The 10,181-nt window shown below is 56.3% G+C and carries 11 protein-coding genes and 1 pseudogene; 2 read left to right on the top strand and 10 right to left on the bottom strand.

Annotated features, from left to right (window positions below):
• Positions 1 to 192: 192 nt before the first annotated feature.
• The 8 genes from BQ17_RS02975 to BQ17_RS02940 form a co-directional block, all read right to left on the bottom strand.
• Positions 193 to 747, bottom strand: a complete 555-nt coding sequence (locus tag BQ17_RS02975) for a hypothetical protein (RefSeq protein WP_089724228.1) — start codon at positions 745 to 747, stop codon at positions 193 to 195.
• Between the two features lie 239 nt (positions 748 to 986).
• On the bottom strand, positions 987 to 1,304 hold the full coding sequence (locus tag BQ17_RS02970) for a CopG family ribbon-helix-helix protein (protein ID WP_089724227.1): 318 nt from the start codon (positions 1,302 to 1,304) through the stop codon (positions 987 to 989).
• A gap of 111 nt (positions 1,305 to 1,415) precedes the next feature.
• Positions 1,416 to 1,811, bottom strand: coding sequence for a hypothetical protein (locus BQ17_RS02965; protein WP_218068034.1), 396 nt, complete (start codon positions 1,809 to 1,811; stop codon positions 1,416 to 1,418).
• A gap of 1 nt (position 1,812) precedes the next feature.
• A complete protein-coding gene (locus tag BQ17_RS02960) occupies positions 1,813 to 2,373 on the bottom strand; it encodes a TIR domain-containing protein (protein WP_089724226.1) in 561 nt (186 codons plus the stop codon).
• 581 nt (positions 2,374 to 2,954) lie between these two features.
• A complete protein-coding gene (locus BQ17_RS02955) occupies positions 2,955 to 3,836 on the bottom strand; it encodes an HTD2 family dehydratase (protein WP_218068032.1) in 882 nt (293 codons plus the stop codon).
• Positions 3,833 to 5,071, bottom strand: coding sequence for a CoA transferase (locus tag BQ17_RS02950; protein WP_089724224.1), 1,239 nt, complete (start codon positions 5,069 to 5,071; stop codon positions 3,833 to 3,835). Before BQ17_RS02950 ends, BQ17_RS02955 begins: the two co-directional genes overlap by 4 nt.
• Positions 5,072 to 5,329: 258 nt before the next feature.
• Positions 5,330 to 6,388 (bottom strand): HpcH/HpaI aldolase/citrate lyase family protein, encoded by a 1,059-nt coding sequence (locus BQ17_RS02945; protein ID WP_089724223.1) that lies wholly within the window; start codon positions 6,386 to 6,388, stop codon positions 5,330 to 5,332.
• A 254-nt stretch (positions 6,389 to 6,642) separates the two neighbouring features.
• Positions 6,643 to 7,284, bottom strand: coding sequence for an IS1595 family transposase (locus tag BQ17_RS02940; protein ID WP_141699058.1), 642 nt, complete (start codon positions 7,282 to 7,284; stop codon positions 6,643 to 6,645).
• A gap of 714 nt (positions 7,285 to 7,998) precedes the next feature.
• Here BQ17_RS02940 and ltrA point away from each other — a divergent pair.
• Positions 7,999 to 9,237, top strand: coding sequence for a group II intron reverse transcriptase/maturase (ltrA, locus tag BQ17_RS02935; RefSeq protein WP_256091455.1), 1,239 nt, complete (start codon positions 7,999 to 8,001; stop codon positions 9,235 to 9,237).
• Positions 9,238 to 9,347: 110 nt separating this feature from the next.
• Here ltrA and BQ17_RS02930 read toward each other — a convergent pair whose 3' ends face one another.
• Positions 9,348 to 9,545: a hypothetical protein gene (locus BQ17_RS02930; protein ID WP_089724222.1), complete on the bottom strand. Its 198-nt coding sequence runs from the start codon at positions 9,543 to 9,545 to the stop codon at positions 9,348 to 9,350.
• Positions 9,542 to 9,826 carry a DUF4258 domain-containing protein gene (locus BQ17_RS02925; protein ID WP_089724221.1) on the bottom strand — a complete coding sequence of 95 codons (285 nt, stop codon included), beginning with the start codon at positions 9,824 to 9,826 and terminating at the stop codon, positions 9,542 to 9,544. The genes BQ17_RS02930 and BQ17_RS02925 overlap by 4 nt, the downstream gene beginning before the upstream one ends.
• A gap of 210 nt (positions 9,827 to 10,036) precedes the next feature.
• On the opposite strand from BQ17_RS02925, the pseudogene BQ17_RS20100 reads away from it, so the two are divergent.
• Positions 10,037 to 10,181 (top strand): annotated as a pseudogene (locus tag BQ17_RS20100) (integrase core domain-containing protein); the annotation flags it as partial.

Here is a 10,181-nt window from a genome sequence, read left to right as displayed (position 1 = left end):
GCGCCAGGGATGGCAAAAGCAGTGGGGGTCGAATCGTTAAGTCGCACAACCATGTCACTTTGAATTTAACCACTACCCAATTCCGCTCTTTCATTTTCTGTTAAATGAAGAGCTTTACCCTCTATCTGTTTCAGGTTCATAATTCAGCCGCCGACGCAGGAGGTCTGCTGGAATTTTTCGTTAAGACTGATGTCAATACAATCTTTGATCATTCATATATTTTCTTTTGATGTAATATTTTATCTCTCTGTGGGCTTTTTGTTTATATATTTTGCCGTTAGTGCAATGTACTTCTACATTTAATTCTAGCAGCATTAAACGAAAGAATATTGGATGTATCAAGCTTTCCCTTGATCGAATAAACACCTCCATCATTCTATCCAAGTCAACATAGGCATATAGGACATCATTATCTTTCATTTCCCCGCCGCCGTCCGAATATTCGACCGCTTCGTCACTGACATACTTCGATTCAGAACGGTAACCAGAAATATCTTCGTAAATCCTGAGAGCTTTGTTAATGCCATTGACAACTATTCTTGGTGAATTGTCCCATACTATAAGCGGAAATCTAATGGCTTCTACTACCAATCTTTTCTGACCTTCCTTTAAAACTCTGATAGCAGCAGTGGATTTTCCTTTATCTTTAGTAAGCATCGAGCTGATTATAATCTTAGCATGTCTTGCTCGAAGCACATGAATCGTTACGATAAACGAAAATATAGTTGCTAATATTTGCAGAGTCAATGAGATATCTATATTAATTACCTTCTCCTGGTAGTGGTTGAGGTGTAAAGGGGGAAATTCAAAAGCTCAGATTGTGCCGTATAGCAGTCCATTTGCGTTCATTCGCGGATAATGCTTCCGTGAAGATCCTGCCGGCTCGATGTCATCGGTAGTTGAGAGCATCCATTAGACGGATATTGGATACGGGCCGTCCCTAATTCCTTTCCGGTCGGTACTCGCCGGGCGGGTCCAAACTAGCCTCACAAGTTTGACAGTGCCGATGCCGAGGTGCCCTGATCAACCTGGGCGAGCTTCCGCTGCATCCCCGCACGCCAGGCGGCGGCCTCGGCCTCGACTTCCTCAGCCGCAATCACATCACCGGCGTTGGCGGCGTCGATGCCCACCTGCACCTGGCGTCGGAACCAGGCGTCATGCTCGGCGGCTTCTTGCTGTTGCCGCACGAAGTCGCGCATGAAGTCACGCAGGAGTTGGGCGCCGGTCCGGTCACGAGATTTCGCAGCCGCGGCGAACTCGTTTTTCAGGACCTCATCGACCCGAAAGGTGAAAGTTGTTTCCATAGCGGCGGTCCCTTTGTGTTATGGCGGGGCTTTCTATTGGTCTTCCAGCTCAGTCAGGTCTTCAACGCCAGCCATATCAGCAAGCATCTTGGTATAAACCCTTAAAACAGCTTACAAGGCTTGCAATTCACTTCGAAAGGTCTGACATCGGGCTTCATCGTCGAAGGCACCTTCCAATGACAGCTTGTGCCACTTCGCTGTAAATGGGCGTATACGTTGGTTCAGGACTACCACAGCGATTTTGGTAAATTCGATGCAGTGCCGCCCGTTATTCTTGATAACTTCCCGCGTTATCGGGAACAGGGAATAAACGCTATCAAGGGCGGTCTTTTCGTCACCGTGGTCTTGGGCAAGTGGTTGGGTTGCGATATGGGTCAATAGCTCTACGTACAGCTCCCACGCGGCGGCTTTGTCTTCGTCTTGCGGTTTCCATTCCATGTCCAGGAACGGGGCTTTGATCTTCAGCCCGGTCATGTCCCAATTTTCTAACCACTTTCCCAGTTTCATATCAGTACCACCTTTCGCCGCTTCGATTGTTTGCGAATGACAGGTATGAATTATCAGGGTTCACGGTTCTTCGCCTATTGAACGCGTCATGAATCCACTCCTGAACTTCAGCTGGGTCATTAGACCAATTATAAATTTTTGCGTATTCACAGTCGATGTTCTTAGCCAGCCGTGGCGGGATGGTGTACGGGTCATATTTACTGGTGTCTTGGCGTGGGTAAGTCGGCAAAATGATCCCTAACAAGCCCGAACGCGGATTGTTCCGGGTGTTACGGATACTTGATCCTATTTCCCAATCAACATGCTTGCGTTGCCACGTTTGGGAACCGATAAGAACGACCGTAACGGTAGAATCACGTAAGTATTCATCGCGTATCCTTTGGCGAACATACTCAGTGTTCAAATTGGCATCAATGTCGCCTATCTGTACCGACTGCGAAACTATTATGTCGTAATGGTCGGCGAACATGGCTTCGAACGAATCCCTGTAATCTTGGTCATTGGCATGGTGGTAGCTGACGAAGGTTTTGTGCCTTTGTCCAGACCCGGCAAGTAGTGACATAGTGGCCTCTTTTGGTCATTTTTCAGGGCCTCATCGACCCGGAAGGTGAAGGTTGCTTCATTCATGGTGGTGGCCCCTTTGTGTTACAGGTTTAGTATAAAGTAGCACATCCGTGGCCACCACGAGAATCTGCGCTAATTGGAGTTTTTGTTCCCATAGGAACATTCGCGTCGATTCGCGTGATTCGTAGGATGGGCAAAGCGAGCGTCCATCAAGCTGATTTTAAGATGCACTCATTCCACGGAGGTTTCTTAAGCCGTGACTGCTTGTCTGGATGCACAGAGCGAAGCGTGCCCATCAATGATAGGCACCTCCCGGTAGGCCGGCACCGTGCCCAACGGAACACCGAATGTTGGGCACGGCGCGTTAGAGGCCATCGGCTCAATCGCCGGTTCGGCGGAACGCGCCTTTGCCCAACCTACACCTGACGCGAGGTCCGCGCGGGCAGACTGCGCGGGGGGTCATGTGGGTGTAGGTTGCGTTGAGACGCTGGCACGGGTTTGGCCGTAGATCAACAGGCCCTTATGCGTCGAAACGCAACACGTCGAATCCTCCGGACAACGCCAAATAATTCAGGATTGCTAACCCAGCACCGCCGTCGCCTGCATGGTGGTCTTGCCGTCCGGTCCCTGGGCCTCCAGGGTGACCGTATCGCCCTCCGGGCGGCCCATGAGCCGGAACGGATACAGGTCGAACAGCGGTGCCCGGCCCTGGAAGCTGAATTCGGCGATGCGCTTGTCGGGGTTGTGTCTGACCGTGAGCCCGGCCAGCATCACCGCGGTCAGGGGGCCATGGACGACCAGGCCCGGATAGCCTTCTTCATCGAGGGCGTAGGGTCGGTCGTAGTGGATGCGGTGGGCGTTGAAGGTCAGGGCGGAGAACCGAAACAGCAGGACGGTATCGGGCGTGATCTCTTCGACCCAGGCCCCGGCGGGGACATCGGGCAGGGATCGCAAAGGCATCGGTTCTGGAATGATCGGCCCCGGTTCCTTGTAGACGATGTCCTGCTCTTCCTCGATACGAACTTCGCCGTCCTGCCGGATCCGGTAGCGCACGGTGACGAACACCAGCTTCCCGGCCTTGCCGGATTTCTCCTTGACCGCGAGGATCTCGCCCTCCCGAACCGCCGCTTCGCCGATGGTGAGGGGGCGGATGAAGCGGGTCCGGGCGCCGGCGAACATGCGCCGCGGCAGCGTAACGGGCGGAAAAAAGCCGCCGCGCTTGGGGTGACCGTCGCTATCGATCTGGGAGCGGGCGGCCTTGGGCAGAAAGTAAAACCAGTGCCACAAGGGGGGCAGGGGATCGCCTTGGCTCATGGGGGGGGTCATGGGGTCCCCGTCCAAATCCAGCATGGCGGCCGCGGCCTGGGCCGGAAACTCGGCGATGATCTCTTCGCGGATCTCTCGGGAGCCGATCCAGTCGGATAGTTGTTTGTTTTGAGGCTTGTCTTGGTCGCTCATCATGAAATCTCCACAGGTCCGGCAACGATGCCCGCTGCTCGCAGGCGGCCGATCTCGCTGTCGCTCAGCCCCAGGTCTTGGCTCAGGATCTCATCCGTGTGCTCGCCCAGCAGCGGGGCCCGGCGTGGGGGCTCGCGGGTAAAGGCGCCGAAGTCGATCGGTGAGCCGGGGACCAGATAGGGGCCGATGCCGGGCTGCTCGAGCTCGGAGAACATGGGATTGGTGGTAGAAACCCGGGGGTCCTCTGCCAGCATCTGCCGGAAAGTACGATAGGGCCCCCAACAGACGCCGGTGCCTTTGAAAGCCGCTTCGATCTTCCCCAGGGTGCGTTGGGCGCACCAGGCGCGAATGGGCACCGAGATCTCCTCGCTGGCGAGAAAGCGGTCGCCTTCTTGCTTAAAATCGAGGCCCAGCCTGGCTGCGATGGCATTGATCGCGTCACCCAGACCGGTGACCTTGAGCAATTCCTTCCACATATAGCCGGTCACCACCACGATATAGAGCCAGCGCCCGTCGCTGGTCTCGAACGCACTGCCATAGGCGCCATAGAGGTAGTTGCCGTAGCCCTTGCGGTCTTCCTGATTGATCTGGGCCTCCTGAATGAATCCCAGGTGCCCGGTCATGGCGAAGGCGATGTCGGACAGCGCCAATCTGACCAACTGACCTTCGCCTGTCAGGCGCCGGTGACGCTCGGCGGCCAGGATCGCCAGGGCCAGGTTGACCCCGGCCAGGGCGTCCCAAGCCGGCAGGACATGGTTGACCGGCCGTGGCGGGCCTTCGGCATGATGATTACCGGTCACAAAGGGAAACCCGGCGGCGCAGTTGACCGTATAGTCCACGGCCGAGGTCCCGTCGGAGCTGCCGAGTAGGTTGACCATGATCAGGTCCTCCCGGCGCTTCTTGAGCTCGCCATAGCTCATCCAGCCCTTGTCGGCCCGCAGGTTGGTCGAGAAGATACCCTTGGCCGGACCAGGGGCGGCGATCAGCTCGCCCAGAAGTTCTTGTCCCTCCGGCTTGCTCGCGTCGATGGCTAGGGATCGTTTGCCCTTGTTGAGACCGACCCAGTACAGGCTCTTGCCGTTCTTGGTGATGGGCCATCTGCGGGCGTCGATCCCGCCGCGAATGGGGTCGAAACGTATGACATCCGCGCCGAGTTGGGCCAGGGTCATGCCGCCGAGGGGGCAGGCGACGAAGGCCGAGGACTCGACGACACGCAGACCTTCCAGAATCTTGAACATGGATGCCTCCGATACTAAGGGTTGTTGACATAATCTTAGTGCCAACCGCTAATAGGACAAGATTAACAGGATGATCAGGATTAACCGGATTATTTTCTGAATAATCAATTATAAATCCTGTCAATCCTGGAAATCTTGTGAATCCTGTACCATTAGGAGACAAGCGCGGAGGTCAGGGTTTACTCCTTTTCCCTCCCCCACCGGGGGACGGGCTCCGCATTGCCCATCCTACGAGCTGAAGTCAACACGCCCTGGTCCTTATAACCCGTAGGCGGTGCCCCGTTCGGGATCTTTCTCGGCCACCAGCCGGGCCAGGTCGACGATCACCTTGGCCTGTTTCCAGGTGGCATCGTCCTGCATCTTGCCGTCGATCATCACCGCGCCCGAGCCGTCCGGCATGGCCTCGAGAATGCGTTTGGCGAAGCGCACCTCTTCGACCTCGGGGCTGAAGACCCGCTTGGCGATCTCGATCTGGTTCGGATGCAGGGTCCAAGCACCCACGCAGCCTTGCAGGAAGGCGTTGCGGAATTGGGCCTCGCAGGCCAGGCTATCCTCGAAGTCACCGAAGGGACCGTAAAAGGCACGCAGCCCGTTGGACTGGCAGGCGTCCACCATGCGGGCCACCGTGTAGTGCCAGAGATCCTGTTGGTAAAATGCCCGTTGCTCCTTGCTTTTATCGGGTTTGCCCTCATCGGGATCGGCGATGACGCCGTAGAAGGGATGGCCGCCGCCCACGCGGGTCGTTTTCATGCCCCGGGACGCGGCCAGATCGGCGGGTCCCAGGCTCATGCCGTGCATGCGCGGGCTGGCCTGGGCGATCTCGTTGACGTTCTTCACGCCCTGGGCCGTTTCCAGGATGGCATGGATCAGGATCGGCTGCTTGACCTCGTGGCGGGCTTCCAGCAGCGCCAAGAGCTGGTCGACGAAATGGATGTCCCAGGGGCCTTCCACCTTGGGGACCATCACCACGTCCAGCTTGTTGCCGACGGCCCCGATGATCTCGGTCATGTCGTCGAGAAACCAGGGGCTGTTCAGGGCATTGACCCGGGTCCAGAGCCCGGTCGGGCCGAAATCCACCGCCTTGGCTACTTCGATGAAGCCGGTCCGGGCCGCCTCCTTGGCCTCGATGGGGATGGCGTCTTCCAGATTACCCAGGAGCACGTCTACCTTTTGGGCGATCTGTCCGGCCTTGGCCCGCATCTTTTCGATGTGAGGGGGCAGGAAGTGAATGGTGCGTTCCAGGGCGATCGGCAGCTCACGGATGGGCTCCGGCGCACCGATAGCGAGTGGCTTGAAAAAGTTTGCGGGTGTTTTCATTGAACTCTTCTCCGGTTGTTTTCAGGGTATCTTGACTTCGTAGAAGTATTATTGTTTTCATTCGGATTTGATCCAGCACGATCTCCCCGCTATGAGGCGCATCGACCGTCCGGTGGGGATCGCTATATCGATAAGCTCCCCTTTTAATGCTTTGAGGATGTGGGCTGGGATAGCTTCCTTACTGGTCTTGGAGTAAATGGTAAGCAACCAAAGCAACCCTTTGGCAGGGGCAGTGAAGTAGGGTCTAGATAACTTTAGAGTGGGTTTTCTCTCAGTAGAGTTAGTATTCTATCATAGAGATTTTCCGCTCGGTGATTAAATCTAAACTCACATTCCTTGAGGTGTAAATGAAATGTTTGTCGGGGAACACCATTGAATTTCGCAAGTCTTCGTTTGGCAGACGACCAGAATGATTCAATGCCATTGATAGGGCAATTACCGCGGGCAAATTCGTTCTTACCGTGATGGACGCGAAGATGCTTTTCGTACCCCACGTCGACGAGCCCGTTATAGCCTCTCCAACCGTCCGAGTGGATGATGCTGTCCAGGGATGCCTTGCCCCGGATCGCAGCCTGTAGCTGCTTCTTGGAGGCATCAGGGACGATTTCCGTGTAGACTTTCCCCTGGCGTTCCAGTAACCCAAAAACAATCGTTTTACCGGATGCTCCGCGACCTCTTTTGCCGCGAACACGTCGCGCGCCGAAATAAGATTCATCGACTTCAATTTCGCCGGACAAGGGCGATGAATCTTCACAAACCTGGGCCATCCTGATTCGTAGCTTTAAAAGTATCTTGTTTATCGTCGGGCGGCTTATATCACTCAGATCGGCGATTTTCGAGGCCGGTAAATCGTGCACGAAATAACGTATAATCGCCCTGAATTTAGCTTCCGAAATGTGTGAACGCCTGAAATACTTGTTTTTTCATTTCATAACATAACCTTAGCATACATTTGAAGATGCTAAAGTTATCTAGACCCTCATATAAATTTCTCACAACCCTCAGCAATTTGCTGGGGCTTTTTTATGGGGCCTAACGCTAGCGTCAGCCGCCGCGAGCCACTGCACTGGCCCCGAATCTACCACAAACCGCTCGGTGGCTCGCGGTCGGCTGGACGCGCTTGTGTACGCCCGGCACGGGCGTGAACTTATGGGGTGAAAGTCCCCTGTAGGAGAACCGACGTTATTGTGACGATAACTCCTAGGCGAAAGCAAGGGCGTCCCCGCGAGGGGGGGTCTGAAGGAAGCTGAAGCCAAAGCTGCGAGCCGACGGACAGAAACGTCATAGAAGGCTGAGTCCCAGGGGCGAGTCAGCACAACAGGTACGAAGCCTGCAGGTTCGAGGGTTACGGTAAATGGCGCGGTTGTGCAGCGAAAGTTCACGTTCTTATCCGGGGAGATCTGTCCAACGGGCGGTCCGTGTGGCGATGGGAGTCGAACTGAGGGCCGTCGTGAAAGGGACGGAATCAGACCCTACGGCGACTCGGGCAGCGGGCACGACGGCAACGTCGGGCGTGATGGGGCAGAAGTCAGCAGAGGCCATAGTAGTCGGTGCCGCCCGGGAGGGCCGGGCCGATAAAGGGCCGAACAGCGTTGTATGTGGAGCGGGTTGTGGACAGCGCGAACATGCGCCGCGCCTGGAAGCGAGTGAAACGCAACAACGGGGCACCCGGCATTGATGGGATGACCCTGGAGGAGTTTCCGACGCACGCACGAGCGCACGGGCCTGAAATCCGCCACTCCCTGTTGGATGGCACGTATCAACCTTCTCCCCTGCGTCGGAAGAGCATTCCAAAGCCGGGGGGAAAGGGCGAGCGGCTGCTCGGCATCCCGACCGTGGTCGATCGGGTGATCGGGCAGGCCATCTTGCAAGTCCTCTCGCCGAGCTTCGATGCTGATTTCTCGGCGTCGAGTTTCGGCTTTCGACCGAAGCGCTCGGCCCATGGAGCGGTCAAGCAGGTCAGGGACTTTATCCGCGAGGGGTATCGAATCGCCGTCGATCTGGACTTGGCGAAATTTTTCGACCATGTTCAACACGACGTTATGATGTCCCGCGTCGCCCGTAAGGTCTCCGATAAGGTCCTGCTGGGGCTGATCGGACGCTACCTGCGGGCGGGCGTGCTGGTCGAAGGGATAGTCCAGCCAACGGACTGGGGAACCCGGCAGGGTTCTCCGCTCTCTGCGTTGCTCGCCAACATCGTGTTGGACGACCTCGACAAGGAATTGGAACGGCGCGGACACCGCTTCACCCGCGATGCCGACGACCTGGTTATTCTGGTCCGAAGCCAAAGCGCAGGGGTTCGTGTCAAAGCCAGCGTCACGCGGTATCTGACCCAAAAGCTCAAGCTGCGGGTCAACGCGCACAAGAGTCAAGTCGTGCCGAGCGATGATTGCACGTTCCTCGGCGTTACGGTTCGTGGAACCAAGAGACGCTGGTCGGATGCCGCGTTCACCGACTTCCGGCACGCGGTTCGCCGTTTGACGGGCCGAAGCTGGGGTGTGTCGATGGAGCACCGCTTTGACAAGCTCAACCGCTACCTCAGGGGCTGGATGAACGACTTTGGCATCTCGCAATACAACCGCCCGATCCCCGAACGCGATGGCTGGTTGCGTCGCCGGATCCGGATGGGTTACTGGAAACCGTGGCGTCGAGTCCGCACACGGATACGCAACCTCCTGAAACTTGGGACGGGTAAACGTCAGGCGATTCTCACGGGCCTTAGCCGTAAAGGCGATTGGCATCTGGCGAGGACCTTGGCCACGCAGACGGGGATGACCAACCAGTGGTTAGCGCAACAGGGTTTGCTGTCGATTCGTGACCTTTGGCTCAAAGCCCAGGGTTACGCCTGACAGGCTCTCGGTCAACACTTGCTCCGCGACGGTGAACCGCCCTGTGCGGACCCGCAGGCAGGGTGGTGTGGGGAGGGCGGGTTAGACACCCGCCCTTACCCAATTGGCGCCTACACGCTCTGTTTGCTTGCGATCAACGCCCGCACTTGCGGGGCCAAGTCCACCGGTATTGCCATCATGACCGTGTCGTCCTGTTCGCGGGCGTCTTCGATCTCGGCAAACTGCTCATCCTCGGTCTGATTCCCGTAATGTGCAAGGACTTCACGCACGCGTTCTTCATTCCAACCTTTCGGGAAGTTGCTGCTCATCGAGATTTCCTCCGTTGCCGCCGACGAAAGGCCGCCTTGGCTTTGGTCTGCAATTCGTAAGCCGTAATCACGAACACGCTGCCAGGTTCTTCGTCAGGGACATAGATGATTTGAAGATATCGGCCCGCCCGAGTTTGTCCGAGTTTCATGTGTGAAGCCTGCTTTGCAGGCAAATCCTCGCCACGGCCGAGCAGGATCTCGTTTACTTCATCCTCTGTCACGCCGTGCTCGTAGATATGCGGGAGGTCTGTCTGCGGATCTTTATAGAATCGAATTTCCACCGTGGGTACCTGAACCGCGCTGTCTGGTGCCCCAAAGCTACAACCGCTGGTTTACTCTGCCAGACGCTGGTGTACTGTCGCGCATTTCATCTGATCTCTTTAGCGCGTAGGTTGGGGTGAGCTTGCGAATCCCAACAAATCATTATATCGAGCCAAAGATGTTGGGGTTCGTTCCTCACCCCAACCTACGCGGGCTCCCTTTGGACCTTCGAGCCTGCAACGACTCGAACCAATGGTATGGTCGAACGCTTCAACGGCCGCATTGCCGATGTGCTGCGCTCCAATCGCTTCGAATCCGCCGCTTCTCTCCAGGCAACCCTCATACGCTTCGTCCACCTGTATAATCACAACATCC

The sequence above is a fragment of the Candidatus Thiosymbion oneisti genome (genome assembly GCF_900092655.1).
Lineage (GTDB): Bacteria > Pseudomonadota > Gammaproteobacteria > Chromatiales > Chromatiaceae > Thiosymbion > Thiosymbion oneisti.
The sequence above is the reverse complement of the archived record's forward strand: the minus strand, read 5'-3'. Positions and strand labels throughout refer to the sequence as shown.

Bases quoted from the DNA above. Each gene is read 5' to 3' on its own strand.
- BQ17_RS02970 (WP_089724227.1), bottom strand. From the start codon at position 1,304: ATGGAAACAACTTTCACCTTTCGGGTCGATGAGGTCCTGAAAAACGAG.
- BQ17_RS02945 (WP_089724223.1), bottom strand. From the start codon at position 6,388: ATGAAAACACCCGCAAACTTTTTCAAGCCACTCGCTATCGGTGCGCCG.
- BQ17_RS02955 (WP_218068032.1), bottom strand. From the start codon at position 3,836: ATGATGAGCGACCAAGACAAGCCTCAAAACAAACAACTATCCGACTGG.
- BQ17_RS02950 (WP_089724224.1), bottom strand. From the start codon at position 5,071: ATGTTCAAGATTCTGGAAGGTCTGCGTGTCGTCGAGTCCTCGGCCTTC.
- BQ17_RS02930 (WP_089724222.1), bottom strand. From the start codon at position 9,545: ATGAGCAGCAACTTCCCGAAAGGTTGGAATGAAGAACGCGTGCGTGAA.
- BQ17_RS02965 (WP_218068034.1), bottom strand. From the start codon at position 1,811: ATGAAACTGGGAAAGTGGTTAGAAAATTGGGACATGACCGGGCTGAAG.
- BQ17_RS02960 (WP_089724226.1), bottom strand. From the start codon at position 2,373: ATGTCACTACTTGCCGGGTCTGGACAAAGGCACAAAACCTTCGTCAGC.